General features: G+C 71.5%; 25 protein-coding genes. 20 read left to right on the forward strand and 5 right to left on the reverse strand.

All coding sequences use genetic code 11. The annotated features are described in order from the left end of the window. From I2501_RS03950 to I2501_RS03970, 5 genes are all read left to right on the forward strand, one after another. Positions 1-1425: a cytochrome P450 gene (locus tag I2501_RS03950; protein WP_196192410.1), complete on the forward strand. Its 1425-nt coding sequence runs from the start codon at positions 1-3 to the stop codon at positions 1423-1425. A 369-nt stretch (positions 1426-1794) separates the two neighbouring features. Then, positions 1795-3513: an ATP-binding protein gene (locus I2501_RS38995; RefSeq protein ID WP_236045855.1), complete on the forward strand. Its 1719-nt coding sequence runs from the start codon at positions 1795-1797 to the stop codon at positions 3511-3513. After that, positions 3513-3920 carry a roadblock/LC7 domain-containing protein gene (locus I2501_RS03960; RefSeq protein ID WP_196192411.1) on the forward strand — a complete coding sequence of 136 codons (408 nt, stop codon included), beginning with the start codon at positions 3513-3515 and terminating at the stop codon, positions 3918-3920. The genes I2501_RS38995 and I2501_RS03960 overlap by 1 nt, the downstream gene beginning before the upstream one ends. Then, complete coding sequence (locus I2501_RS03965) at positions 3917-4297, forward strand: DUF742 domain-containing protein (protein ID WP_196192412.1); 381 nt, start codon at positions 3917-3919, stop codon at positions 4295-4297. Before I2501_RS03960 ends, I2501_RS03965 begins: the two co-directional genes overlap by 4 nt. Further along, positions 4278-4928: a GTP-binding protein gene (locus I2501_RS03970; RefSeq protein ID WP_196192413.1), complete on the forward strand. Its 651-nt coding sequence runs from the start codon at positions 4278-4280 to the stop codon at positions 4926-4928. Before I2501_RS03965 ends, I2501_RS03970 begins: the two co-directional genes overlap by 20 nt. Positions 4929-5048: 120 nt before the next feature. On the opposite strand, the gene I2501_RS03975 is transcribed toward I2501_RS03970, so the two are convergent. Then, positions 5049-6083, reverse strand: a complete 1035-nt coding sequence (locus tag I2501_RS03975) for a LacI family DNA-binding transcriptional regulator (protein ID WP_196192414.1) — start codon at positions 6081-6083, stop codon at positions 5049-5051. Between the two features lie 314 nt (positions 6084-6397). Here I2501_RS03975 and I2501_RS03980 point away from each other — a divergent pair, with 314 nt between their 5' ends. From I2501_RS03980 to I2501_RS04015, 9 genes are all read left to right on the forward strand, one after another. After that, on the forward strand, positions 6398-7873 hold the full coding sequence (locus tag I2501_RS03980; RefSeq protein ID WP_196192415.1) for a GH1 family beta-glucosidase: 1476 nt from the start codon (positions 6398-6400) through the stop codon (positions 7871-7873). A gap of 421 nt (positions 7874-8294) precedes the next feature. Continuing rightward, positions 8295-9281 (forward strand): ABC transporter permease, encoded by a 987-nt coding sequence (locus I2501_RS03985; RefSeq protein ID WP_196192416.1) that lies wholly within the window; start codon positions 8295-8297, stop codon positions 9279-9281. Positions 9282-9359: 78 nt separating this feature from the next. Then, positions 9360-10259: an ABC transporter permease gene (locus I2501_RS39000; protein ID WP_408022702.1), complete on the forward strand. Its 900-nt coding sequence runs from the start codon at positions 9360-9362 to the stop codon at positions 10257-10259. Further along, positions 10256-11407, forward strand: coding sequence for an ABC transporter ATP-binding protein (locus tag I2501_RS03990; RefSeq protein ID WP_328806187.1), 1152 nt, complete (start codon positions 10256-10258; stop codon positions 11405-11407). Before I2501_RS39000 ends, I2501_RS03990 begins: the two co-directional genes overlap by 4 nt. Beyond that, on the forward strand, positions 11404-12600 hold the full coding sequence (locus I2501_RS03995) for an ABC transporter ATP-binding protein (protein WP_236045857.1): 1197 nt from the start codon (positions 11404-11406) through the stop codon (positions 12598-12600). Before I2501_RS03990 ends, I2501_RS03995 begins: the two co-directional genes overlap by 4 nt. A 14-nt stretch (positions 12601-12614) precedes the next feature. Further along, entirely contained in the window at positions 12615-14336 is a 1722-nt protein-coding gene (locus I2501_RS04000; RefSeq protein WP_196192418.1) for an ABC transporter substrate-binding protein, read from the forward strand. Between the two features lie 224 nt (positions 14337-14560). Continuing rightward, the gene (locus I2501_RS04005; RefSeq protein WP_196192419.1) at positions 14561-14830 is read left to right on the forward strand and encodes a hypothetical protein; all 270 of its coding nucleotides are present in this window, start codon (positions 14561-14563) and stop codon (positions 14828-14830) included. Between the two features lie 119 nt (positions 14831-14949). Next, entirely contained in the window at positions 14950-15150 is a 201-nt protein-coding gene (locus tag I2501_RS04010; protein ID WP_196192420.1) for a cold-shock protein, read from the forward strand. A gap of 99 nt (positions 15151-15249) precedes the next feature. Further along, a complete protein-coding gene (locus I2501_RS04015) occupies positions 15250-15612 on the forward strand; it encodes a DUF952 domain-containing protein (protein ID WP_196192421.1) in 363 nt (120 codons plus the stop codon). 38 nt (positions 15613-15650) lie between these two features. On the opposite strand, the gene I2501_RS04020 is transcribed toward I2501_RS04015, so the two are convergent. Next, on the reverse strand, positions 15651-17261 hold the full coding sequence (locus I2501_RS04020) for a serine/threonine-protein kinase (protein ID WP_236045859.1): 1611 nt from the start codon (positions 17259-17261) through the stop codon (positions 15651-15653). A gap of 266 nt (positions 17262-17527) precedes the next feature. Here I2501_RS04020 and I2501_RS04025 point away from each other — a divergent pair, with 266 nt between their 5' ends. From I2501_RS04025 to I2501_RS04040, 4 genes are all read left to right on the forward strand, one after another. Beyond that, positions 17528-18565 (forward strand): ABC-2 transporter permease, encoded by a 1038-nt coding sequence (locus tag I2501_RS04025; protein ID WP_196192422.1) that lies wholly within the window; start codon positions 17528-17530, stop codon positions 18563-18565. A gap of 215 nt (positions 18566-18780) precedes the next feature. Then, on the forward strand, positions 18781-19458 hold the full coding sequence (locus I2501_RS04030) for a hypothetical protein (protein WP_196192423.1): 678 nt from the start codon (positions 18781-18783) through the stop codon (positions 19456-19458). Next, on the forward strand, positions 19455-19991 hold the full coding sequence (locus I2501_RS04035; protein WP_196192424.1) for a hypothetical protein: 537 nt from the start codon (positions 19455-19457) through the stop codon (positions 19989-19991). Before I2501_RS04030 ends, I2501_RS04035 begins: the two co-directional genes overlap by 4 nt. 12 nt (positions 19992-20003) lie before the next feature. Continuing rightward, positions 20004-20450 carry a hypothetical protein gene (locus I2501_RS04040; protein ID WP_215909263.1) on the forward strand — a complete coding sequence of 149 codons (447 nt, stop codon included), beginning with the start codon at positions 20004-20006 and terminating at the stop codon, positions 20448-20450. A 238-nt stretch (positions 20451-20688) separates the two neighbouring features. Here I2501_RS04040 and I2501_RS04045 read toward each other — a convergent pair whose 3' ends face one another. After that, entirely contained in the window at positions 20689-21801 is a 1113-nt protein-coding gene (locus I2501_RS04045; protein ID WP_328806188.1) for an MGDG synthase family glycosyltransferase, read from the reverse strand. A 188-nt stretch (positions 21802-21989) separates the two neighbouring features. Between I2501_RS04045 and phoU the strand changes: the two genes are divergently transcribed. Further along, positions 21990-22658, forward strand: a complete 669-nt coding sequence (phoU, locus tag I2501_RS04050; protein ID WP_196192425.1) for a phosphate signaling complex protein PhoU — start codon at positions 21990-21992, stop codon at positions 22656-22658. A gap of 22 nt (positions 22659-22680) precedes the next feature. Here phoU and I2501_RS04055 read toward each other — a convergent pair whose 3' ends face one another. Further along, entirely contained in the window at positions 22681-23463 is a 783-nt protein-coding gene (locus I2501_RS04055; RefSeq protein ID WP_196192426.1) for a maleylpyruvate isomerase family mycothiol-dependent enzyme, read from the reverse strand. A gap of 59 nt (positions 23464-23522) precedes the next feature. Beyond that, on the reverse strand, positions 23523-24143 hold the full coding sequence (locus tag I2501_RS04060; protein WP_196192427.1) for a MerR family transcriptional regulator: 621 nt from the start codon (positions 24141-24143) through the stop codon (positions 23523-23525). A gap of 83 nt (positions 24144-24226) precedes the next feature. Between I2501_RS04060 and I2501_RS04065 the strand changes: the two genes are divergently transcribed. Beyond that, positions 24227-24655 carry a DUF3291 domain-containing protein gene (locus I2501_RS04065; RefSeq protein WP_196192428.1) on the forward strand — a complete coding sequence of 143 codons (429 nt, stop codon included), beginning with the start codon at positions 24227-24229 and terminating at the stop codon, positions 24653-24655. Positions 24656-24682: the final 27 nt, after the last annotated feature.

A 24682-nucleotide genomic window follows, 5' to 3' on the forward strand; every position in this document is an offset into this window, starting at 1 on the left:
ATGACCGACGCGCTCCACACGACCCGTTCCTCCGACAGTGCAGACGGCATCGCAGACGGCCCCAAGGACAACGCCGTCTCCGCCCGCCCCGTCCCGGCGGCGCCGGGACGGCTGCCGCTCATCGGCCACACCTGGACGCTGTGGAAGGCCGCACGCCAAGGCGGCCTCTACCCCTACCTGACCGGCCTCGCCGACGCCGGACCGCTGCTGCGCCTCGACATCCCCACCGCGCCGATGGTCGTCGTCACCGACCCCGACCTCGCCTGGCAGGTGATGGTCGCTCAGGGCGGCGCCTTCGAGAAGGGGATGCTCTACACCAAGATGGCGCCGCTGGTCGGTTCGGGCCTGGCGACCGCCGACGGCCCCACCCACCGACGCCACCGCCGCATGGTCCAGCCCGCCTTCCACCGGTCGGCCATCGCCGGATACGCCCGGACCATGAGCGAGCACGCCCTGGCCATGGCCGACTCCTGGCAGCCCGGCCAGATCCTCGACGTCGACCAGGCCACCGCCGCCCTGGCCGTGGACACCCTCGCCGCCACCCTCTTCGACGCCGACATCGGCCGCGCCGCAGCCGACGTCGTGCGCGCCGACGTCCCCGTCATCCTGCGGCACATGCTGGTACGCGCCGCGCTGCCGCGCGCCATGGACCGGCTCCCGCTGACCGCGCACCGGGAGTTCGACGCCGCCACCGCGAGGCTGCGCGCGGTCATCGACCAGGTCGTCTCCGCCGCCCGCGCCGACTCCCGGCCGCCCGGCCTCGACCTGCTCTCCCTGCTGATGGCCGCCAGGGACGAGGACACGGCGGAGGGGTTCACCGACAGCGAGATCCGCGACGAGCTCATGACGATCCTCTTCGCCGGATCCGACACCTCGGGGAGCACACTCGCCTGGGCCCTGCACGAGCTGGCCGCCCACCCGGAGGCCGAGGAGCGGTTGCACGCCGAGGTCGACGAGGTGGTCGGGCGCGGAGGCGCGGTCACGGCCGCCGACGTGCCCCGCCTGGAGCAGACCCGCCGGATCGTCGAGGAGACCCTGCGCCTGCACAGCGTCACCATGCTGATGCGCCGTACCCTGCGGCCGGTCACGCTCGGCGGCCACCTGCTTCCCGCCGGGACCGAGGTCGCCTACTCCCTCTACGCCCTGATGCGGCATCGGCGCCACTTCCCCGGCCCCGACCGCTTCGACCCCGAGCGTTGGGGCGAGGCGCGGCGCCGGGAGATCCCGCGCGAGGCGCAGTTGGCGTTCGGCGCCGGGGCGCGCAAGTGCATCGGCGACACCTTCGCCATGACCGAGATGACGATCGCCCTGGCCACCGTCGCCGCTCGCTGGCGCCTGCGTCCCGCGCCGGGGCCCGAGCCGCGCCCGGTGATGGCGGCCATGCCGCTGCCGGACCGCGTCCGGATGCGGGTAGAGGCTCGTTGACCAGCTGAACCCGAACGGGTGAATCGGTCAAGGTCTCGACAACCTTGGTGCGGCACAGGGCAGTTAATAGCCTAGTGGTTCCGACGGAACGTCATATCGACTATGCCGGAAGAGATTCCATCCGGAACATGTCACCGGCGAAGCGCACTATGCTGCACGGCAGGCCGCGTCGGTTTCAGCGGGCCCGGACGGCTCCCTCGGGTGCGTCCACACGCCGCGCGCCCGAGGTCGACGGCCTTCACCACCTTCTTCACCACCCTCACCACCGAAGCTTTCGTCAGTCCCCGATTCCCAAGGACCCTCATGGTTCGTGCTGGTTCTCCCCCCGGCGATGGACGCTCCCCGAGTCACTCCTCCCAAGGCCCCTGGATGCTGCCCACGGTGGCCGTGGTGGTCACCTGGCTCGGCGCGCTGATAGCGGTGCCGGCCGACGGGAGGTGGGCGGTCGTGGTCTGCGGGCTGGTGGCCACCCTCGTGACCGCCGGACTCTCGTTCGAGGCCGCCCGCCGCGGACGTGCGCTGGCCGAGCTGACCAGGCAGCGGCAGGAGCGGGAGCACTTCCTGCACGGCCGGATGACCGCGCAGGAGGCGCAACTCCTGCACCTGGCCGACGAGGTGCTGCCGCGCGGCGTCGAGCGCATCCAGCGCGGCGACTTCATCGAGGACATCCTGACGGAGTCGGCCGCACCCGACGGCACCGTCGCGCCGGAGCTCCAGGCCGCCGCCGAGGCGGCGCTGCGGACGGTGCTGGAGGCGGTCGACGCCGAGGAGACGCTGCGTGAGTCCGCGCAGCGCGCCTTCGTCAACATCGCCCGGCGCGTCCAGGCCATCGTGCACCGGCAGGCGCAGGACCTGCGGGCGATGGAGGACCGGCACGGTGAGGACCCGGCCGTCTTCGACGACCTGCTCCGGCTCGACCACGGCAACGCGCTGGTCGGTCGACTCGCCGACTCCATCGCGGTCCTGGGTGGCGCGCGGCCCGGCCGTCAGTGGGGCCGTTCGGTGCCGCTCTACAGCGTGCTGCGCGGCGCGATGTCGCGCATCCTGGACTACCAGCGGGTCGAGCTCCACCCCGTGTCCGAGGTCGCCGTGATCGGACCGGCCGTCGAGCCCCTGATCCACGCGCTCGCCGAGCTGCTCGACAACGCCACCCGGTACTCCCCGCCGCACACCCGCGTCCATCTGACGGCGGTGGAGGTGCAGAGCGGCATCGCCGTCGAGATCGAGGACGGCGGCCTGAGCCTCAGCGAGGAGGGCCGCGCGCGGGCCGAGCGGATGCTGCGCGAGGCGCAGGCCGGGATCGACCTGAACGACCTGGGGGAGACGCCACGGCTGGGCCTGGCCGTGGTCGGCCGGCTCGCCCGGGCCAACGGGTTCCAGGTCTCGCTGCGTCCCTCCGCCTACGGCGGCGTGCGCGCCGTGCTCGTCGTCCCGCGGGAGCTGATCACCACCGCGCCGGGCACCGGCATGGCCCACGGCATCGGCGTGGCGTCCGGCCCGCGCGTGGTCGGCAGCAACGAGCGGCATCGCTCGGGCGTACGGCAGCCTGCCGCGGCGGTGAACTACGACGCCGTCGCGGCGGCGCTCTCCGGCCCGACGGTCGAGGCGCCGCGGCCCGAACCGGTGTCCTTCGGATCCGCCAACGGCGACGGCGAGTTCGGTCAAACGGGCTTCAGGAGCTTGGAGTTCGGGAGCCCGGGCTTCGGGAGCGCGGAGTTCGGCGGCGCGGAGTTCGGTCACGCCGAATCCGGCGGCAGGGACTTCGGCGGCAGGGACTTCGGCGGTACGGAGTTCGGCGAGGACCCGTCGGGCGCGACGGAGCCGCGGGTCGCGGGGCTGCCCCAGCGCCGCCGCCGCAGCCTGCGCCCCGACCTGGCCGGGAAGCGGGTCGTCGTGCCGGAGCAGACCGGGGAACCGGCGGTTTCGGGATCGGGACCGGGCTCGCCGGGCGGCCGGAGCGAGACGTCGTACGAGCAGCAGGGTGTCCAGCCCGGCCTGTGGCTCGCCGCTTTCCAGAGCGGGGTCAGCGACCCGCAGGCGAACGGCAGCGAGGACAGCACGGGCTCGGGCGAGCGAGGTGACCACTGATGATTTCTCAGCGCACGAACATGGACTGGCTGCTCCGCGACCTCGCCGAGAGCGTCCCGCAGACCAGGCACGTGGTGGTGCTCTCCGCCGACGGGCTGCGGATGGCACAGTACGGCACCGACACCGACACCGCCGACCGGCTCGCGGCGGCCTGCGCCGGGCTGCAGAGCCTCGCCCGCGCGGTCGCCGCCGAACTCCCGCAGGGCGACGGCCGGATGCGGATGGTGGTGATCGAGATGGCGGGCGGCTTCTTCTACCTGATGGCGGCCGGCCCCCGCGCCTACCTCGCGGTCTTGGCGGAGGAGGGCGTCGACGCCGGTCTGATGGGACAGCGGATGCGTGACCTGGTCGCCAGAATCGGCGAGCACCTGACGGCACCGGCGCGCGTCGACGGGCCGACTGGATGAGTGACCAGCGCCGCGGCGGGACTCCCGGTCCGGACCGACCGGACGAGGAGTCGCCGGAGCGGCTGTACGTGATCACCGGGGGTCGGACGGCGTCGACGAGCCGAAGGTCGATAGACCTCGTCTCGCTCGTCGTCGCCCTGACCGCCCCGGATCCGATGACTCCGCCGGAACAGGCCCAGATCCTGCGCCTGTGCCACACCCCGCTGTCCGTGGCGGAGATCTCCGCGTACCTGCGCCTGCCGGTGAGCGTCATCACGGTTCTCCTCTCGGACCTGGCCGACCGCGGCGGCGTCCAGGTGCGCGGACCGGTTCCGATAGCCGCCCTTCCCGACCGTGAATTGCTCGAGGCAGTGATCAATGGACTACAGAGGCTCTGAGGGCGGGGACTTCGGCCACGAGAGTGCCCGAGGCCCCGCCCGGCCCCGCGACGAGGACCTGCTGCCGGAGACCACGGCGGCCGCCGTGAAGGTGGTCGTGGTCGGCGGCTTCGGCGTGGGCAAGACCACCCTCGTCGGCGCGGTCAGCGAGATCCGGCCGCTGACCACCGAGGAGACGATGACCCAGGCCGGGGTGGGCATCGACGACCCCGGCGGCGTCCGCACCAAGACGGCCACGACCGTGGCCATGGACTTCGGCCGGATCAGCATCAACGAGCAGTTGGTGCTGTACCTGTTCGGCACACCGGGTCAGGAACGCTTCTGGTTCCTGTGGGGCGGGCTGTTCGAGGGGGCGCTGGGGGCAGTCGTCCTGGTCGACACTCGGCGCATCGAGGTGAGCTTCGACGTGATCGGGCGCCTTGAGGAACGCGGCGTGCCGTTCGTGGTCGCGGTCAACGACTTCCCCGAGTCACCCGGCTACCCGGTCGAGGACCTGCGCGCCGCGCTCGACCTGCCGCTGGCCGTCCCGATAGTGAGCTGTGACGCGCGCAGCCGGGAGTCCAGCCGTGACGTGCTGCTCGCACTCATGCACCACCTGCGGTCGCTGACGACGGCTCTGGAACGGGCCTGACGCGACCTGACCTGCGCACCTTCGCGGGCGCGGCACGACCACGACGACGGTCGTCGTCGCGCCGCGCCCGCGAGGGCCAGGCCGGGCAGAGTTGACGGAGCGTCAGGATGTGATGGTGCGTCAGGCAGACTCGCGGACCACCAGCTCGGTGGAGAGAATGACCTGCCGGTGGCTGCGGCCGGGGGAGGCGATCTCCTCCAGCAGCAGCCGCGCCATCTCCCGGCCCATCTCCTCGGTGGGCTGGCGTACCGAGGTCATCGGCGGTTCGGTGTGGCGGGCGACGGGGGAGTCGTCGAAGCCGACCACCGCGACGTCGGCCGGGATCCGGCGGCCCGCCCGGCGCAGGGTGCGCATCGCGCCCGCCGCCATCAGGTCGGAGGCGCAGAAGACCGCGTCCAGGTCCGGCTCGCGCTCGAGCAGCTGGGCCATCGCCTGTTCGCCGGAGTCCTCGGAGAAGTCGCCGTGGGCGATCAGGGTGTCCAGGGCCGCGACGTCGGCCTCGGCGAGCGCACGCCGGTAGCCCTCCAGGCGGACGCAGGACGTCTCCATGTCGAGCGGCCCGGTGATCGTCGCCACCCGCTGCCGCCCCCGGCCCAGCAGGTGCCGCACTGCCGACCACGCGCCGCCGAGGTTGTCCGGGTTGACGTAGCTCAGCGGCTCCAGCTCAAAGCGACGGCCGCCGAGCACGGTCGGCAGGCCGGACTGTTCGAGCAGTTCGACCACCGGGTCGTCGGCGTGCACGGAGACCAGGAGCGCCCCGTCGACGCGCCGTCCGTCGAGGAAGCCGGCCAGGCGGCGGCGCTCGCGTTCGGTGCTGACCAGGATCAGCAGCAACTGCATGTCGGTGTCCGAGAGTTCGGCGGCCACGCCGCGGATGACCGAGCCGAAGAACGGCTCGGAGGCGAGCCGGGTCTCGGTCTCCGGGATGATCAGCGCGATGGCGTCGGCGCGGCTGGTGACCAGGGAGCGGGCGGCGCGGTTGGGCACGTAGCCCAGCTCGGCGATGGCCCGCTCGACCGCCTCCCGCGCCCGGGGGCTGACCCCGGAGGCGCCGTTGACAACACGGGAGACCGTGCCCCGGCCGACACCGGCGCGTGCGGCGACTGCGTCCAGCGTGGGCCGGCCCGCGCCGCGGTCGGCGGACGTGGTGCTCATGGCGCTCCTCTCGTTCCCCTCGCCCAGCTGTGGCGGGTCCGGGGCCCGCGCACTGCCTGGCGCGGTGGCCCCACCCTAGCGTCATCCCGACCAGATTTGGGAACGCTCCCAATTCGGCCGACGAGTCCTTGCCAGACCCTTGACACCAGCAGGTGCCAGGGCTCACGCTTCCGGCATCGACGGATATGGGAGCGCTCCCAAGCGCTGCGTCCCGGTGGTTCAGGGACGCGTGCGGAGACCTCCGATCCGTCCTGAGACCGTCCCACCGCCTGTCCCACCACCCGTCCCGCCACCCGACCCGGGAGTCTGCTGAGATGACCTTCACCGGTGCCCCGCCGTCCTACCATCCGCCCGGCGTCCCGCCCGAGACGCGGACCTCGCCCGCCGCGGACGGGATGCTGCACTTCCCGCCCGGATTCCTGTGGGGCGCGGCGACCTCGGCCTACCAGATCGAGGGCGCGGCGGCCGTGGACGGGCGCACGCCCTCGATCTGGGACACCTTCTCCGCCACGCCCGGCAAGGTGCACCACGGCGACACCGGCGCGGTGGCGGCGGACCACTACCACCGCTTCGCGGACGACGTGGCGCTGATGCGCGACCTCGGGCTCTCGGCCTACCGCTTCTCGATCGCGTGGCCCCGGGTCCAGCCGACCGGTCGCGGTCCCGCGGTCGAACGCGGCCTCGACTTCTACCGCCGACTGGTGGACACCCTGCTGGAAGCCGGGATCACCCCGGTCGCCACGCTCTACCACTGGGACCTGCCGCAGGAGCTGGAGGACGCGGGCGGCTGGCCGCTGCGCGAGACGGCCGAGCGGTTCGGCGCCTACGCGGAGCTTGCCGCCGGGGCGCTGGGCGACCGGGTCACGCACTGGACGACCCTGAACGAACCGTGGTGCTCGGCCTTCCTCGGCTACGGATCAGGCGTGCACGCGCCGGGCCGGACCGACCCGGGGGATGCGCTGCGTGCGGCGCACCACCTGAACCTCGGCCACGGCCGGGCGGTCGCCGCGGTCCGCGCGCAGGTTCCCGGGGCCCGGTTGTCGGTCAGCCTCAACCTGCACCAGATCCGCCCGTTGACCGACAGCGCGGCGGACGCCGAGGCGGTGCGCCGGATCGACGCGGTGGGCAACCGGATCTTCACCGGCCCCATGCTCCACGGCCGTTACGACGCGGACCTGCTCGCCGACACCGGCCACCTGGTCGACTGGGAGACGCTGGTCCGTCCCGGCGACACCGAGGCGGCCCACGCCCCGATCGACGAGATCGGCATCAACTACTACAACCCGACCTGGGTCGGCGCCGACGGGCCGGGCAACAGCGCCCTGCACGGGACGGGCCACGGCTCGCCCTGGCCGGGTTCGGAGGAGGTCTCCTTCCACCAGCCGCTCGGCCCGGTGAGTGCCATGGGCTGGCCGATCGACGCCGACGGTCTGTTCGAGCTGCTCGCCCGGGTGCACCGGGAGCGGCCCGACCTCGCGGTGCTGGTCACCGAGAACGGCATGGCCTGCGACGACTACCCCGACCCCGAGGGGAAGGTGCACGACCCGGAGCGGGTGGCGTACCTGAACGAGCACCTCGCGGCCGTCCACCGGGCGCTGGCGGCGGGGATCGACATCCGCGGCTACTTCCTGTGGTCGCTGTTGGATAACTTCGAGTGGTCCTACGGCTACTCCAAGCGATTCGGCATGGTCTACGTCGACTACGCCACCCAGCGCCGCACTCCTAAGTCGAGCGCCCACTGGTACGGCGAGACGGCACGCCGGGGCGCGATACCGCGGCCGACGAACTGACGAGAAACCGATGCGGAATCGGTTGTTCGAAGTTGTTGCACCTGGTCGAGTCGCAGGGCAGGATTCACTTTCAGTGTGCTCACCATTCATCTTCTGGTGGCGAGCGCGCCTGGTGACGACCCCCGCCGAATGACCTTCACAGCGTCGTAGCCTCGCGCTGCGCACGCCCTCAGAACGCCCCAAGCGGGCCTTCGTCTCGTCTTCCCGAAGTGCAAGCGCCCGCTGATCTTGCATTTCCTCGGATACCCCCGGGGGTTCCCATGGATTCACTTGTCAAAGCCGAGCCGGTCCGGGAGATCGGCGCGCGAGCCTTCGAGGTCCCGCACTCCATGATCACTACAGCGCATCCCGAGAGCCGTGGCTGCTCGCCGTCCCCCGCCACGACCGGCCGGCGTCGCTTCGCCGGAAAGGGGAGACCGGTATGAGAGCACTCCTGCGCAGGCTCTGGTTCTACCTGATCGCCGCCTTCGCCGCGATCACCCTGAACTTCTTCATCCCCCGGATGGTCCCGGGCAGCGCCCTGCAGAACTTCCTGGCGAAGATGAACACCGCCTCGCTGACCCAGGCCCAGCTCCAGGCACTGGAAGCCCAGTACGGAGGAGGCCACCAGAGCCTCGCCGGGCAGTACCTGACCTATCTGGGCAACCTGGCCCACGGTGACCTGGGCGTCTCCAGCTCGCTGTCCGCACCGGTCTCCACCGTGCTGGCCAACGACCTGCCCTGGACCATCGGCCTGGTCGGCTCGGCCACCGTGATCGCCTTCCTGGTCGGCACGTTCATCGGCGTCCTGGCCGGGTGGCGGCGCAGCGGCCTGCTGGACTCGCTGCTGCCGGCCGCGACGTTCTTCCAGGCGGTCCCGTACTTCATCCTCGCGTCGCTGCTGATGCTGACCGTCGGCTTCTACTGGGGCGTCCTGCCGACCGGCGGCGCCTACGACACCGGCCGCTACGCCACCGTGACGCCCGGCTGGAACCTGCCGTTCATCGGCAACGTGATCGAACACGGAGCCCTGCCCGCCGCCACGGTGGCGCTGGCCTCCGTCGCCGGGTGGATCATCGGGATGCGCAACATGATGATCACGACCATGGACGAGGACTACGTCCTGGTCGCCGCCGCCAAGGGCCTGCCCCGTCGGCGCGTGGTCGCCGTCGCGGCGCGCAACGCGCTGCTGCCCAGCATCTCCAACTTCGCCATGTCGATCAGCCTGGTGGTCACCGGGTCGATCGTCACCGAGATTGTCTTCAACTACGCAGGTGTCGGGCGCGAGATCTTCAACGCCGCCCAGGCCGCCGACTACCCCGTGATGCAGGGCATCCTGCTGGTCGTCACCTTCACCGTGCTGGGCGCGAACCTGCTCGCGGACATCGTCTACGTCGCGCTCGACCCCCGCGCGAGAAGGGTGGCCTGAGCCGTGTCTGCTGCACTCCGATCTCGACGACCTCGCCCAGGCGGCGGCAGCCGATCTCTCCTGCTGCGTTCGCCCAAGGTGACGATCGGTTCACTGATCCTGCTCTTCTTCGTGCTGCTGGCGGTCTTGGGACCGATGGTGGCCCCGCACGCGCCCGACTGGCAGGCGTCCACGCTGGACAACGTCCCGCACCCGCCGTCCTCCCGGTTCTGGCTCGGCACCGACGTCCAACAGCACGACCTGTTCTCGCAGTTGCTGGCGGGCGGCCGGGACACCCTGCTGATCGCCTTCGTCGCAGGGACCGTGGCCACCGTGCTGTCCGTGCTGGTCGGCGTCAGCGCCGGCTATCTCGGCGGCAAGGCGGACGAGGCGCTGTCGATCCTCACCAACATCTTCCTGGCCCTCCCCGGCCTGCTGATCCTTATGGTGATCATGAAGATGCTGCCGGACAGCGACACCGGCAACCCGCTGCTGATCGGCGCGGTCATCGCGCTCAGCGCCTGGGCCTGGGGTGCCCGCGTGCTGCGGGCGCAGACGCTGGCCCTGCGCAACCAGGACTACGTCGAGTCCGCCCGGGTCATCGGCGAGCGCCGGTCCCGGATCATCCTCTTCGAGATCCTCCCCAACCTGCTGCCGATCCTGGCCTCCTCCTTCATCTTCACCGTGATCTACGGCATCGGGGCCTACGCCTCCCTCGCCTGGCTCGGTCTGATCAACCCGACCAACGCCTCCTGGGGCACCATGCTCAACACCGCCCAGCAGTTCAGCGCGACCACCAGTGGCACCTGGTGGTGGTACGGGCCGCCGGCCCTGTGTATCGCCTTCGTCGGCATCGCCCTGGCCCTGCTCAACTTCGGCATCGACGAGATCGTCAACCCGCGTACCCGCAGCACCCGTCGTGGCCTGCGCAACCGGGGACCGCGCTTCCAGCTCGGCCTGACCCCCGTCGTCCGCGCCGAGGAAGGAACCCGACCGTGACGCAGCCTCAGACCATCAGCCCACCCCGGGCGGCGACCGGCCGCGAGGTCGTCCTGGAGGTCCGCGGCCTGGACGTGGACTACGGCTTCGGCCCCGACGCGGTCCGCGCCGTCAGCGGAGCCGACCTGTCGCTGCACCGCGGCGAGGTGCTCGGCCTGGCCGGTGAGAGCGGTTCGGGCAAGTCGACGCTCGCCTACGCCCTCACCCGGCTGCTGCGGGCGCCCGGAGTGATCACCGGCGGCCAGGTGCTCTTCCACTCCCGTCCGCAGGGGGCCGACGCCGCGCCGCCCGAAACGGTCGACATCCTGGCCGCCGACGCCAAGGAGCTGAGCCGGATCCGCTGGTCCGAACTGGCGGTGGTGTTCCAGAGCGCGATGCACGCGCTCAACCCGGTGGCCCGGATCGACGCCCAACTGACCGACGTGCTCAAGGCGCACCGCCGCCAGATGAGCGCCGCCGAGCGCCGCGAACGCGCGGTGGAGCTGCTGCGCATGGTCGGCATCAGCGCCGACCGGCTGCGCAGCTACCCGCACGAGCTCTCCGGCGGCATGCGGCAGCGCGTGATGATCGCGATGTCGCTGGCGCTGGAGCCGCAGGTCGTCATCATGGACGAACCGACCACCGCCCTGGACGTGGTGACGCAGCGCGAGATCCTAGAAGAGCTCATGCAGCTGCGCGAGCGCCTCGGCTTCGCGGTCGTCTTCATCACCCACGACCTTTCCCTGCTGCTGGAGCTGGCCGACACCGTCGCCGTCATGTACGCGGGGCGGATCGTGGAGCGCGCCGGCGCGGCCGAGCTGTTCCGCGCCCCGCGCCACCCGTACAGCCTCGGGCTCAAGGGCTCCTTCCCGAGCCTGCGCGGCGAACGCGTCCGCATGGAGGGCATCCCCGGCTCCCCGCCCAGCCTGCGCTCGATGCCGGGCGGCTGCGCCTTCCACCCCCGCTGCCCCTTCGCGATGGACCGCTGCGCGACTGACATCCCCCAGTTGGCCACCCCGGCACGTGATCTGACGAACAGTCAGGGCGGGGGCGGCGTGACGCAGTCGACCAGCCGGGTCAGCGCCTGCTGGCTCCAGGACGGGCAGCAGCCCGCCCCCGAAGCCCTGGCGCTCCCGCTCCCCACCCGCCTCATACCCGGGAGCCGATGATGACCGACACCGGGACCAACACCGACGCCAGCACCAACACCGACGCCGACGCCAACACCAGCGCCGACACCAGCCCCGACCTCGACGCCGCCGGTCCACCTCCGGTCGTCCACGGGCCCGACCGTCCGGGGACACCGGCCCTCGCGGCCCGCAACCTCACCAAGCACTTCAAGGTCCACGGCAGCCTCGGCCGCGGCGCCGGCATCGTCCACGCCGTCGAGGACGTCAACCTCGATCTGCCCCGCGGCACCGTCACCGCCGTGGTCGGCGAGAGCGGCTCCGGCAAGTCCACCCTGGCCCGCCTGCTCACCCAACTGATCACCCCCACCACGGGCGACCTGCTGCTCGACGGCGAACCGGTCCGCGGCGACGCCAAGTCCCGGCGTGCCTACACCAGTCGCGTCCATCTGGTGCTGCAGGACCCGTTCTCCTCGCTCAACTCCGTCCACACCGTCCGCTACCACCTGGAGCGCCCGCTCAAGCTCCACGCCGGGCGGCGTCTCTCCCGCGAGGAACTCGACCGGCGCGTGCGCGAGTTGCTCGAACGCGTCTCGCTCACCCCGGCCGAGAACTACATCGACGCGTACCCGCACGAGCTGTCCGGGGGACAGCGCCAGCGCGTCGCCATCGCCCGCGGCCTGGCCGTCGAACCGGAGGTGCTGCTCGCCGACGAACCCGTCTCCATGCTGGACGTCTCCATCCGCCTCGGCGTCCTCAACCTCCTGGACGAGCTGCGCGAACGCGAGCAGTTGGCGATCCTCTACGTCACCCACGACATCGCCTCGGCCCGCTACCTCGCCGACTCGATCGTGGTGATGTACGCGGGGCAGATCGTCGAGTCCGGCGACGCGGTCCAGGTCACCGACCGTCCGGCCCACCCCTACACCCAGCTCCTGCTCAGCGCGGCTCCGGACCCCGAACGCGACGCACCGCCCGTCCTGCGCGGACGGGGCGCGCCGCCCAGCCTGGTCTCCCCGCCCACCGGCTGCCGCTTCCACCCGCGGTGCCCGTTCGCGATGCCGGTCTGCGCCGAGCAGGCACCCCCCACCCTCCCGATCACCCCCATCGACTCGGGCGTCGGCACGGGCCGTCAGGTCGCCGCGTGCTGGCTGCTCGACCCGGAACACAACGCACAGCGCGAAGGCGCCCAGAACGACGGCGCCCAGCACGACGCGAACCACCTCAAGGACTGAAGGAGCGTACGAGAATGAGACGCAGCACCACCATCACCAGCATCGCTGTCCTGACGGCCCTGGGAATGAGCCTGACGGCCTGTTCCGGCTCCTCCTCTCCCAAGGGCGGCGGTTCGGGCGGCAGCGGGAACGTCGCGGCCGAGACCCTCTACCTGGAGGACAACACCGGCGCGACCGCCTTCACCGAGGACTTCAACCCCTTCGACGGCAACTCCTTCAGCCGGACCCAGAACACGGACTCGCTGATCTACGAGCCGCTGCTGCAGTACAACACCCTCAACCCGAGCCAGGCGCCCACCCCGTGGCTCGCGAACAGCATCACCTGGTCGACCGACGGCCGGACCGCGACCATCCACCTGCGCCCCGGCGTGAAGTGGACCAACGGCACCGCCCTCACCTCCGCCGACGTCGCCTTCACCTACCAGCTGGTGACCGCCAACGCCGCCGCCAACACCCAGGGCGTGCCGAAGGCCGCCTCGATCACCACGCCCGATGCCAACACGGTGGTGCTCTCCTTCGCCTCCCCGCAGATGGCGAGCGCCCAGGCGATCGGCAACCAGCTGATCGTGCCGAAGGCGCAGTGGTCCACCGTCTCCAACCCGGCGACCGCGGTGATCCCCGCCGCGCAGGCGGTCGGCACCGGGCCCTACCTCGTCGACGCCTTCACCGCGCAGAAGGTCAGCTACAAGGCCAACTCCGGCTACTGGGACGGCAAGCCCAAGGTCCCCGAGGTCGCGGTCGCCAACTACGCCAGCAACGACGCCGCCACCACGGCACTGGCCCAGGGGCAGCTGGACCTGGCGGGTAACGACATCAACAACGTGCTGACCTCGTTCGTCGCCAAGAACCCGCAGACCAACCACCTGTTCCAGTCCACCGCGCCGTACTTCCCGGCCGGGAACACCGTCGCGCTGCTGATGAACACCAAGAGCGCGACCGCGCCCGCGCTCGCGGACGTCGCGGTGCGCAAGGCCATCAGCGCGGGCCTGGACCGCGCCTCCATGGCCAGCCAGTGCGAGACCAACTACGAGCTGCCCGCCTCCTCGTCCGGTGGGCTGACCCTGCCACTGGACCAGTCCTCCCTGGACCCGGCCACCGCGAACGACCTCAAGCCCGCCTCGGACCCGTCGTCGGTCCAGTCCCTGCTGACCGCGGACGGCTGGTCCAAGACCGGAGGCAAGTGGACCAAGGCAGGGAAGACGATCTCCTTCACGATCATCGACCCCAACTCGTTCACCGACTACTGGTGCGACGCCAAGGCCATCCAGCAGACCCTCAACGGCCTGGGCTTCGACGTCCAGATCAATGGCGACATGGACTACAACGGCTGGAACACCGCCATCACCACCGGCAAGTACGACGTGGCACTGCACTGGGGCCAGGGCACCACGGCCTTCCAGCGGCTCCAGTTCATGCTGGACTCCACCATGTCCGCGCCCATCGGCCAGCCCTCGGCCGGCGACTTCAGCCACTACCAGAGCAGCGCCGCCGACCAGGCCGTCCGAGCCTACGAGGACGCCACCACCCCGGCGGCGCAGCAGTCGGCGCTCAACACCCTGCAGCAGCAGCTGTCCACCGACGTCCCCGCGGTGCCGGTGCTCTACGGCGCCTCCTGGTACGAGTTCAGCACTGCCAACTTCACCGGCTGGCCCACCCAGGCCAACGCCTACGTCAACCCGACCCCGACGGACCAGACGTACGAGTACATGATCCTGCACCTCACCCCCGTCAAGTGAGGCCGCGTCACGGATCTGATTGATCCGCCGTTGAACCTCGGGCCTCGGGCCGCGCCGGAGTGCCTTCCGGTCGGCCCGAGGCCCGGGGGCGCGTCGGGGCGTCGATCCTCAAGCCTCAAGCCTCAAGCTAAGGCTTAGCGTGAGACTTCGAGGCTCCCGCCTGCCTCGCGCGCCGCCCGGCGTGGGATCCGAGCCCCGCCCAAGTCGGGGCATACCGTGTCGGAATGGCACCCACGCTCGTCTCTGACGTCCAGCCGGTCCCCGAGAAGTACGAGGACGACCCCCGATTCCACGCGCCCCGGGTTCTGGTCATCACGGAGCCGGTCCCTGCGGGCTGGTGGATCAGCGTGGGCAGTTCGCCGGACACCGAGGTCGTCCAGATCGACACCTGCGAGTTCGCGGAACCCCACTACCTCTGCCGGCTGGCGACGCCTCTCGCGAAGCCGCATGCGGCGGGCGAGCCGGTCGGGGTGATCGGCGAGCTCCCGGACTGACCGACGCGTTTCAGCGGGGCGATCAGCTGGGTAGCGTGCCCCTCGTAGTTCGCTGTCCGCGGTACCGCTGAACCTGGCTGTTCCAGGACACGACCCGACCAAGGGGTGGGAGAACAAGCATGGCTCAGGGTGTCGTGAAGTGGTTCAACGCCGAGAAGGGCTTCGGCTTCATCGCTCAGGACGGCGGCGCGGACGTTTTCGTCCACTACTCCGCGATCCAGTCGACAGGCTACCGCGAGCTCACCGAGGGCGAGACGGTGACCTTCGACGTCGAGCAGGGCACGAAGGGCCCGCAGGCCGCCAACGTGGTCCGCGGCTGACCCGCACCCCGCCGCGGCCCCGCCGCCGTCCCACCTCGGCCACGGTGGGACGGCGCGCGGTCCGTTACCGACGCGCCATGGTGCGGTATAACCGTGCCCGTGATCTACCACGTGGTGCCGTTGGACGAGTGGCTGGCTCATCCCGACCGCCCGTATGCCCCCGCCTCTCTGAGGGAGGAGGGCTTTGTGCACTGCTCGCCGGACGAGGCGACGACTCTCGCCGTGGCCTCCTCGTACTACCGGGACGCTCCGGGCCCGCTGCTGGCGTTGCTGATCGACGAGCACAAGCTGGACGCCGTGGTGCGCTGGGAGCCCGCAGACCCGACCCCGCCGCCGGGAGTGGCGGCGGGCACCCAGTTCCCGCACGTGTACGGGCACATCACGCGTGATGCCGTCGAAGGGATGGTCGAGATCCTGCGCGACGCTGACGGCCGGGCGACGGGCATGGCGCCCTGGTCGTAGGGCTCGTGACGACGCGCGGGGTGGTGCTCACACAGGCCCTAGCCCTGCCGAGCCGGGGTCGGCGACGTCACGCTGCCGGCGATCGCCGCCGTGATCGCGGTCAGGAGACCGAAGATGGCCGCCAGCCCGATGGCGATCCCGTTGCTCCGGTGGAATCCGAGGACGAAGTCGAGCTGGGGACCGAAGCCCGTGCCCTGGAGTACGGGGTTCATGACGAAGATCGACACCACGTACACCACGCACTGCGCGCACAGTGTCCACGCGCCGGGGAGCCTGCGGGCGAACGTGAACGCCGCTGACGGCACGAGCAAAGCGGCGCTGACGAAGCCGCCGAGCACGTTCTCCCAAGCCAGGGAGGACCAGTAAGTGGTCGACTCGCCCGTGATGTTGCAGAGTGCGAACCAGGCAAGCATGGCCGCGGTGACCAGTGCCAGGACGCCGGAGGTCACCGCCGCCGCGGTGTTCGCCCTCGACCTCGGCCGTGGCGTCGGGCGTGCCGCGCCACCCCAGGGCGCGGGCCGGCCCGTGATCGGCGGTTGCTGACCGTACTGACCGGGCTGAGCGGGCTGACCGAACATGGGCTGAGGCGGAACCGGAGTGGGAACCGGTGCCGCTTGACGCGGGCCCGGGAGCGGGCCTGCCGGGTACTGGCCGGGATGGCCGGGATGGGCGGGGGCCGTCGCGGGATGGTCCGCCGCCGCGACGGGAGGAAGGGGAGCCACCCGGCCGTCAGGGGTGACCGGGACCGGTGTTGCGCGCAGTTGGATGGTCTCCACGATGTCGGCGGGCAGCCAGCCGGTGCCGAAGGCGAGTCGCGGGTCCGCCGCCGTGCTGGGGCCGGGGGCGGTGAGCTGTTCCAGAACGCCCGCCACAGTGGGACGTTGGGCCGGCTCCTTGGCCAGGCAGTCGCCGAGGAGGCCGCGCAGCGGGTCCGGGACGTCCGTGAGGTCGGGCTCCTCGTGGACGATCCGGTACATCAGCGAGTGGGCCGGGCCGGTACCGAAAGGGCTCTGGCCGGTGGCGGCGTAGGCGAGCACCGCCGCGAGGGAGAACACGTCGCTGGCGGGCCCGAACGGCTGGCCGGTGAGCTGCTCCGGGGACATGAAGCCGGGGGTGCCGATCAGCGCGCCCGTGTCGGTCAGGGCGCTCGCGTCGGTGACGACGGAGATGCCGAAGTCGATGACGCGGGGTCCGTCCGTGGCCAGCAGGACGTTGGAAGGCTTGAGGTCCCGGTGGAACACGCCGACGGCATGGATGGCGGCCAGAGCCTCGGCAAGTCCCGCGCCGAGCGCGGTCACGGCGGGGGCGGCGAGCGGTCCGTGGGTGGCGACGCCTTCGGAGAGCGTCACGCCGGGAACGTAGGCGGTCGCCATCCAGACCGCGTCGTCCTCCGAGTGGGCCGCGTCGACGACACCCGCCGTGTACAGCGCGTTGACCAGTCTCGCGGCGTTGACCTCGCGGATGAACCGGTCGCGGAAGCCGGGCTCGTCGACAAGGTCCTGGCGTACCACCTTCACCGCGACCAGCCGGCCGCCCTTCGAACGTCCGAGGTAGACGCGGCCCATCCCGCCGACGCCGAGGCGTCCGACGAGTTGATAGGGCCCGATCTCGGTCGGGTCGGACGGGTCCAGCATCGCGATTCCAGCCATGCCCACATGTTTACCTATCCCTGCCACGTCTCGCGCCCCCCATGGGTGATCTCGGTGCGAACAAACGACAAGCGCCGCGCCCACGCGGCCAGCACTTTGACGCGCGGTCAGCTGGTCAGCCGGCGGGCGACCGCAGGTCGCGACTGGGCCACCTCGCGCGCTTTGCCCGGACCGAGCACGGTCGCGTCGCCAAAGGATTCGTCGAAGGGGAAGACAGAATCGTTCTGTGCCATTGGTCGTGATGTGGAGGGAATGTGGCCAGCAGAGTGAGCAGGGCGAGGGACGAGCGCGCGTTCACGGCCGAACTTCGGGACGCCGTCACCGCGCGAGCGGCGCTGCTGGTCGTGGGAGTGCTGCTGCTCCAGTTCGGCTTCATCCTCAGCTACGTGGGGGCACTGCACCATCCGACCCCGCACCAGGCGTCGATCGGTGTGGTCGGTCCTCCCGCGGTACAGACCCAGGTGGTGGCACAGCTCAACGCGCTGCCGGGCAGCCCGCTTGACGCGAGGCCGGTCGCGGGCCAGGCGGACGCGGTCCAGCTGATGAAGGAGCAGAAGCTCTACAGCGCCTTCGTCCCGAACGTGGCGGGCACCCAGGACACTCTGCTGGTCGCCTCGGCGGCGAGCTCCTCGCTGGCCACGGCGATCGGGAAGGTGGTGACCTCCGTCGACGCGGCGCAGCACCGGACCGTGGCGATCAAGGACGTGGTCCCGGTCGCCTCGGGCGACCAGGGCGGACTGACGTCCTTCTACCTGGCGGTCGGCTGGTGCGTGGGCGGCTACCTGGTCGCGTCCATCCTCGGCATCAGCGCGGGCGCGCGCCCGGCCAACCGCCACCGGGCGGTGATCCGGCTGGGAACGCTGGCGCTCTACTCGATCGCGGCCGGCCTCGGCGGCGCGGTCATCGTCGGGCCGGTGCTGAACGCCCTGCCCGCGGGGATCCTCGCCCTGTGGGGCGTCGGTTCGCTCCTGGTCTTCGCCGTGGGCGCGTTCACCATGGCGATGCAGTGCTTCCTCGGGGTCATCGGCATCGGGGGAGCGGTCCTGATCTTCGTCATCCTCGGCAACCCTTCGGCGGGCGGAGTCCTCGCGCCCCCGATGCTCCCGCCGTTCTGGCGGGCCATCGGCCCCTGGCTCCCGAACGGCGCGGGCACGTCGCTGAACCGCTCCTTCGCCTACTTCGACGGCACCAAGACCACCTTCCCCTGGCTGGTGCTGACCGTGTGGGCGCTGGTTGGCGTCGTGCTCACCCTGCTGGTGTCCGTCCTGAAGCACACGAACAGCGAGTCCGCTCCGGTCACTTGACCGCAGGGCGGAGCCGGTGGCGACGCGACCGACGGGGACGGACGGGGACGGACGGGCACGCGGCGCCCGTGCGGGTGTGACCGGTGTGCGGGGAGGTAGGCTGTGAGGTCTGGCGGGGTGTGGTGGGAGGCAGTCGTGGGCGTGACGAGAAGGTCGGCCACGCCTCTGCCGAGCAGGCCGGAGGCGCACGCGGCGCCGCGTCGGGAGGGTGGCTCGTGACGGGGTTCCGAAGCCCCGGCCAGTCCCCGGCGACGTGGGTGGTGCAGGGGATGCCCGGTCCGCTGGGCGAGGTGCTGGGCAAGCGCGGCGGCGTGCCGCACAACGTGTTCCGGCTGATCGACCAGCAGCTCCAGTACCGCAGCGCGGACGAGCTGCGGGACCGGATCGAGCGCCGCTGGTTCGGCCGCTTCTCCAATCTGACCGGCCCCGAACTGCAGGAGCGGGCGGACCAGATCGCGTGGGACCTGCTGGTGCCGGGCGACTGCCCCGCCGCGGACTGCGAGGACGGCTGGCTGCGCGACGACTCCGGCTCCTGCCCCCAGTGCCGCAAGGGCGGCAGCGTCTTCCACATGACCGGCGAGGACCACCTGGACGCCCCGGCGGCGTCGCCGAGGTACGCGGGACAGGTCGCGGAGGGGATGCGCGACCAGCGCCGCCGCACCCACGGCATGCCGCGCGGCCAGCGCAGCAGGCACGTCGTCAAGCACTTCGCCGACTACACCCCGGCCCCCTACACCCTGCGGGAGCCCGAACCCGACCCCCCGACGGACGATCAGATCGAGCTCGCCCAGCGTGCGGAGCGGGCCCGCGAGGTCCAGCGGCTGGCCGAGGAACGCGCGAAGGCCGAGAAGACCGCCCGCGCCAAGAAGGCCCGACGGAACGAAGGAGCATGATGCGCGTCCGGTGCGACCAGGTGCGGGCCGTCCAACTCGCCGACGGCTGGCACACCGTCGAGCACGGCACCTTCCGCCTCGACGCCGTGCAGTTCGACACGGGTGACGGAGGCGGCCCGGCCGAGTGGCCGCAGGCCTTCGCCTTCGAGACACCGGACGGCGACTCGTTCGCCGCACCGCTTGCCTCGCTGCTCGCCGTCAACTACCAGGTGCCCGACAAGCCCCAGCCGCCCGCGTACGAGGAGCTGGCCCGCCGCCTGCGCGGCCAGGTCCTCACCGTCGACGGCACCTCGACCGTCCGCTTCACGCACGCGGACCACGAGTTCGACCTGTGGCTCGGCGACTCCGGAACCTGGCGCTTCGTGGAGTCCGCCAAGCGCACGACCAGCACCGCCGTCGACACCTACCTGACCGAATCCGAGGTCCCCGCCCTGATGCGGCAGATGATGGCCGACCTCAAGAGCACGTGGGGACTCGGCCGTCCGCCCGCGGCGCAGGACGGCCGCGACCACGACGCCGCTCGCCCCGTCTGAGGACACCCTGCGATGACGGGCGCCCCCGGGTTCGCCGCCCGCACCGGCCACGAGCCGCCCGAGCCGGTGACGGAGGATCGGGCGCAGCAGGTGGCCCAGGCCTGGGAGTCGCTGCTCCGGATCCGGGGCCTGGTCCAGCCCGACCACTCGGAACTTCCGGCGCCGTGGGAGCGGGCGCAGCCGGTGCGCGCGGTGGCGCTCGCCCTGGAGGCGGCCGGTGTTCCGATCTGCGCGGTCGACGGTGACGCGGTCGTCGAGGGCGGTGCCGTCGTTGAACCGGAGGAGCGGGGTGGAACGCGGGTGACCTGGCGCTACCTGCGCGGGCAACGGGCGGTCGACGCCGGGGAGGCGGACCTGGGCGCGGCCGCCGACGCGCTGGGGCGGGCGGGTTGGGACGCGCTGCTCTACCGGGCCGGTCGCGTGAGGTATCTGCTGGTGGAGCCCGGCCGGGGCGGTTGAGCCGCCCGCTGTGGCCGCTGATGCCGCGTCACATTCGGTAGCGGCGGCACAAGATCGGGTGATCGAGGTTGAAGCGCGGTGGTACGGGAACAAGCCCTGCACAGCCTCATGTCACTTGGGAGGTGAGGGAGATGGCTGGTACGAGAGTGATCAGACGCCCTGCACCGAAGCGCCCGCTGCCTCCGTTGGACCTGCGGACCCCGTCTGGGCGTCCGCTGCCATACTGAGGGGCGGTCCTTCACCGAGGATCGGCGGGCCGTCGACCGTCCGCCAAGTCCGCCAGAACGGTCGCGGCCGTCCCCGGGAAGAGCAACTCCCGTGCCGGAACGGCCGTCTGCGGAGCGCGGCGTGCCTCGTCGAGGGCCGACACGAGGTCGGCGGGCGTGTCCGCAAGCCGGCTGAGGCCGAGGTCCGCCATCGCCCGGACGCCGTCGCGACCGTGGCCTGGCAGCGGCCGGTAACCGACGACCGGGACGCCCAACGCCAGTGCCTGAAGGGCCGTCTGGCCCGCAGCGTTGTCCACCAGCGCGGTCGCACCAGCCAGCAGGCTCGGCAGATCCCGTTGCCAGCCCAGCGCCGTGACCCCGGGCAGCGTGCGCAGCCGGTGCCGCAGGCGTTCGTTGCGGCCGCAGAGCACGACCGGCGCGAACCCGGCCTCGGCGACGGTCCGCGCGGTTTCGGCGAAGTGTGTCCCGGCTCCCCAGGCCCCTGCGGAGAGCAGGACGCGCGAGAGGACGGGGTCCGGCCGCCGTGCGGGAGCGCGTGGCGGCAGGAACGCGTCGGCGAGGGTCGCACCGACCGCACGGGCGGGACGGCCGGTCGCGGCGTGGACGGCGTGGGCGGCGTCCCGGGTCAGGCACAGGTAGTGGTCGTTGCCGGGGTGCAGCCACTGGCGGTGCACCGCGACGTCGGTGACCAGGACGGCGGTCGGAACCTTCAGCCGGCCGAGCGCCCGCTCCAGGCCGGTGACCTGGGCGGCCAGGTGGAACACCGGGACCACCAGGTCGGGCCGCAACCGCTCGGTCAGCGCCCGCAGGCGCGGCCCGACGGCGGCGGCGAGCGGAGTGGTGTCCGGCCCGCGCCGCTCGTGCGGGCCGCCGGGCCCGTCGCCGGGCCCGTCGCCGAGTCGGAAGAACGCGGCGTAGATGCCCGCGTACACCCACGGCGCATATCGGATACAGCCCTTGTAGAAGCCACGCAGCGCCGCCCCCGCCGCTCGGGTCGGCAGCAGGCGCAGCAGGTCGACCGGCACGGCGTCGTGGCCTTGACCGCTGAGCCGGGCCGCCAGCGCGCGGGCGACGGCGTCGTGCCCTTCGCCCATGCTCGCGCTCAGGATCAGGAACCGGCTCACGCCTCCCCACGGTAGGCCGGTTCCGTAGCGCGCGCTGCCCCGGTCGGGGTCGCGGTGTTCGCGCGCGATCTCGGCGAAGCGCTCTCCGCGGACCCCCGATGGTGTATGTCTGGGAGCAGGAAAACGTCCAGGTCGGTCTGCCGGTGGGGGTGGACCGAACGCGGAACGACCCGTCAGAAGGGACTGGCATGCGCGTCATCTACCGCGAGGAGCTCGACGCCATCACGCAGGGGCTGGAGCAGATGGCCCGGCTGGCGGACTCGGCGATCGGCCGCGCCACCGCGGCGCTGCTCGACGTGGACCTCGACCTCGCCGAGGGCGTCATCTCGGCCGACGACCGGCTGGACCGGTTGCAGCGGGAGCTTGAGGACCGGGCGATCGCCGTCCTGGCACGTCAGCAGCCGGTCGCGACGGAGCTGCGCACGGTGGTCACCGCGCTGCGGATCAGCGCCGACCTGGAGCGTTCCGGCGACCTGGCCGTCAACGTGGCGAAGCTGGCCCGCCGCCGCTACCCCGACCAGGCGGTACCCGCCGAACTGCACGCGACCGTGCTGGAGATGGGGCACGTGGCCCAGCGCCTGATGGCCAAGGCCGCCGATGTGATCGCCACCAGGGAGCTGACCGTGGCCCTGGGGCTGGAGGGCGACGACGACGCCATGGACGACCTGCACCGCGCGCTGTTCCGGCGGCTCCTGGACGACCGCTGGCAGCACAGCGTCGAGTCGGCCGTCGACATCGCGCTGGCCGGCCGGTTCTACGAACGCTTCGCCGACCACGCCGTCTCGGTCGGCCGACGCGTGGTCTACCTCGTCACCGGCGCACACGCCGAACCGTTCCCGCCGGGGGTGGCCGACTAGAGGGGCTCCACGGCCCTCGCGCTCAGTCCTCCGGTTCCCAGGCGTGGAGCAGGTCGAGCAGCTGTGGGTCCCCGTCGAGTTCCAGGGAGTCCACCGAAATGCGGTCGTACAGGTAGAGGACCAGATCACTGGCCGTGCCACGAATGGAGAGGCCGGCCGCGTCCGGGTCCTCGCCGGTGGCGGGCAGCCGGGTGGTCCGTCCGCCGTCGCCGTCGAGCGTGAGACGCCAGGAGCGGCCCTCGGTGGCGTGGTAGTCGATGGCGGTGGGCTTGTGCGGCCAGGCGCTCGTCGTGAAGCAGGTCAGGAACAGGTCCACCTCGACACCGTCCAGCGCCACCTCGGCCGGCAGCGGCTGCGGGGCGCCCACGGCGACCTGGGCGTCGTACGTGTGCACGGCTATCTCCAGGAGCTGGAGCCGGGCGACGGAACGGCAGGTGTCCGGCAGCTGCGTGATACCCCAGCCGGTCCAGCAACTGCCGTCCGGGTCGGCTGCCAGCAGCACGTCCAGCAACTGCTGCGTTGTTGCGGCCGACCAGGCCAGCAGCTCTTCGCGCTCCCGAGGGGCAGGCATGTTGTTCTCGGCATCGGCCTCGGCCGGGGGAGCGTCGGCAGGTCCCGCGGCGATGGTGGCGGCCCGGAAGCGACGCCCCTGGCCCAGGTGCTGCGCCAGATCGAACAGCGTCCACTCGGGGCAGGTCGGCACCTGCACGTCGAGACTGGGCGCCGAGGCGATCACAGCGCGGAAGGCGGTCGCGCGTTCGTCGATCAGCCGCAGCAGATCGGGAGACGCCAGGGTCGTATGCATGGCGGCAGTTCTACCACCGTGATCCACGTGCCCCACAACGGTTTTCCCAGCTGACGCCGTCAGCCGCCGTACCGCTTCGCCGACTCGTTCTCCTGCGCCAGGCGGCGTAGCGCGAGCAGGACCGGTTCCAGCAGGACCGTCAGCAGGATGGCCCGTTCGGCCCGTTCGAGCGGGTTGTCGGTCTGTTCGAGTCCGTCCAGGTCGAGTGCGGCGGTCGCTTCCGCCAGTTGTGCGTAGGGCACGAGCGACTGCCAGGTGATGTCGGGTGCCAACGCCTGGAGGGCTTCCAGTGATTCAGCCGTGGCTCTGCGGGCGGGGGAGCGCGGGGACACCTGCCAGCCCAGGGTGGTGACCAACTCCTGCACGTCTGCCGACGGTTGCTCCTCCACGGCGGCTTGGTCACCGGTGAGAGGGCGGGCGCCGAGGACCAGGCCCAGGGTCTGGTGGAGGTCGCCCTGGTGTTCTGCGACGGCGGCGAGCAGTTGCCTGGTGGCGCTGACGCTCAGCTTGCGGACGCCGATCAGGGCGCGGATCAGCCGCAGGCGTCGTACGTGCTGCTCCCCGTATTCGGCCTGGGTGGCGGAGGTGGCGCGGCCGGGAGGCAGCAGGCCCTCGCTCAGATAGAACTTGATCGTTGCGGTCGGCACCCCGCTGCGACGGCTGAGCTCGGAGATCCGCAAAGTTCGTCCTCCCGCGGAGCGATTGGATAGTGGTACTGTCTAACTTAGACAGTACCACTATCCAATTCTGGAGGTGCGTCGCGGTGCCCACGCTTCCCTGGACAGTTCCCAACCCGGCTACGCCGAACACCGAGGCCTACGTGATGGCGTCGCGTTTCGAGGTGCGGTCCCTCAAGGACGTCCCACGGTTCTTCCTGAAGGCGATGTCCGCCTGGGGGCAGGTGCGGAAGGCGCCCGGCGCGCTGGGCGCCTCCCTCGACGCACGGCCCTTCAAGCGAACCTTCTTCACGCTGTCCGCCTGGGTGGACCGTGATGCGCTCTACGCCTACGCCCGGACCCAGCCGCACCGCGGGGTGATGGAGGGAGTGCGCTCGACCATGCGCGACTCGACCTTCACCTTCTGGTCGGTCCCGGTGGAGCAACTCCCCATCGCCTGGGAGGACGCCAAGCGCCGACTCGCCGAGCAGGCCCAGACCGACGCCGCGCGCAAGGCGGCCGAGCCCCGAAGCTGACGGCTTCGGCGCCCGCGCTCCGCCCGG

The sequence above is a fragment of the Streptacidiphilus fuscans genome (assembly GCF_015690355.1).
Classification (GTDB): Bacteria; Actinomycetota; Actinomycetes; order Streptomycetales; family Streptomycetaceae; genus Streptacidiphilus; species Streptacidiphilus fuscans.

What these genes read in the sequence shown, in the direction of transcription:
- I2501_RS03950 (WP_196192410.1), top strand. Translation starts at nt 1, where the DNA reads ATGACCGACGCGCTCCACACGACCCGTTCCTCCGACAGTGCAGACGGC.
- I2501_RS38995 (WP_236045855.1), top strand. Translation starts at nt 1,795, where the DNA reads ATGCTGCCCACGGTGGCCGTGGTGGTCACCTGGCTCGGCGCGCTGATA.
- I2501_RS03960 (WP_196192411.1), top strand. Translation starts at nt 3,513, where the DNA reads ATGATTTCTCAGCGCACGAACATGGACTGGCTGCTCCGCGACCTCGCC.
- I2501_RS03965 (WP_196192412.1), top strand. Translation starts at nt 3,917, where the DNA reads ATGAGTGACCAGCGCCGCGGCGGGACTCCCGGTCCGGACCGACCGGAC.
- I2501_RS03970 (WP_196192413.1), top strand. Translation starts at nt 4,278, where the DNA reads ATGGACTACAGAGGCTCTGAGGGCGGGGACTTCGGCCACGAGAGTGCC.
- I2501_RS03975 (WP_196192414.1), bottom strand. Translation starts at nt 6,083, where the DNA reads ATGAGCACCACGTCCGCCGACCGCGGCGCGGGCCGGCCCACGCTGGAC.
- I2501_RS03980 (WP_196192415.1), top strand. Translation starts at nt 6,398, where the DNA reads ATGACCTTCACCGGTGCCCCGCCGTCCTACCATCCGCCCGGCGTCCCG.
- I2501_RS03985 (WP_196192416.1), top strand. Translation starts at nt 8,295, where the DNA reads ATGAGAGCACTCCTGCGCAGGCTCTGGTTCTACCTGATCGCCGCCTTC.
- I2501_RS03995 (WP_236045857.1), top strand. Translation starts at nt 11,404, where the DNA reads ATGATGACCGACACCGGGACCAACACCGACGCCAGCACCAACACCGAC.
- I2501_RS04000 (WP_196192418.1), top strand. Translation starts at nt 12,615, where the DNA reads ATGAGACGCAGCACCACCATCACCAGCATCGCTGTCCTGACGGCCCTG.
- I2501_RS04005 (WP_196192419.1), top strand. Translation starts at nt 14,561, where the DNA reads ATGGCACCCACGCTCGTCTCTGACGTCCAGCCGGTCCCCGAGAAGTAC.
- I2501_RS04010 (WP_196192420.1), top strand. Translation starts at nt 14,950, where the DNA reads ATGGCTCAGGGTGTCGTGAAGTGGTTCAACGCCGAGAAGGGCTTCGGC.
- I2501_RS04020 (WP_236045859.1), bottom strand. Translation starts at nt 17,261, where the DNA reads ATGGCTGGAATCGCGATGCTGGACCCGTCCGACCCGACCGAGATCGGG.
- I2501_RS04035 (WP_196192424.1), top strand. Translation starts at nt 19,455, where the DNA reads ATGATGCGCGTCCGGTGCGACCAGGTGCGGGCCGTCCAACTCGCCGAC.
- I2501_RS04040 (WP_215909263.1), top strand. Translation starts at nt 20,004, where the DNA reads ATGACGGGCGCCCCCGGGTTCGCCGCCCGCACCGGCCACGAGCCGCCC.
- phoU (WP_196192425.1), top strand. Translation starts at nt 21,990, where the DNA reads ATGCGCGTCATCTACCGCGAGGAGCTCGACGCCATCACGCAGGGGCTG.
- I2501_RS04055 (WP_196192426.1), bottom strand. Translation starts at nt 23,463, where the DNA reads ATGCATACGACCCTGGCGTCTCCCGATCTGCTGCGGCTGATCGACGAA.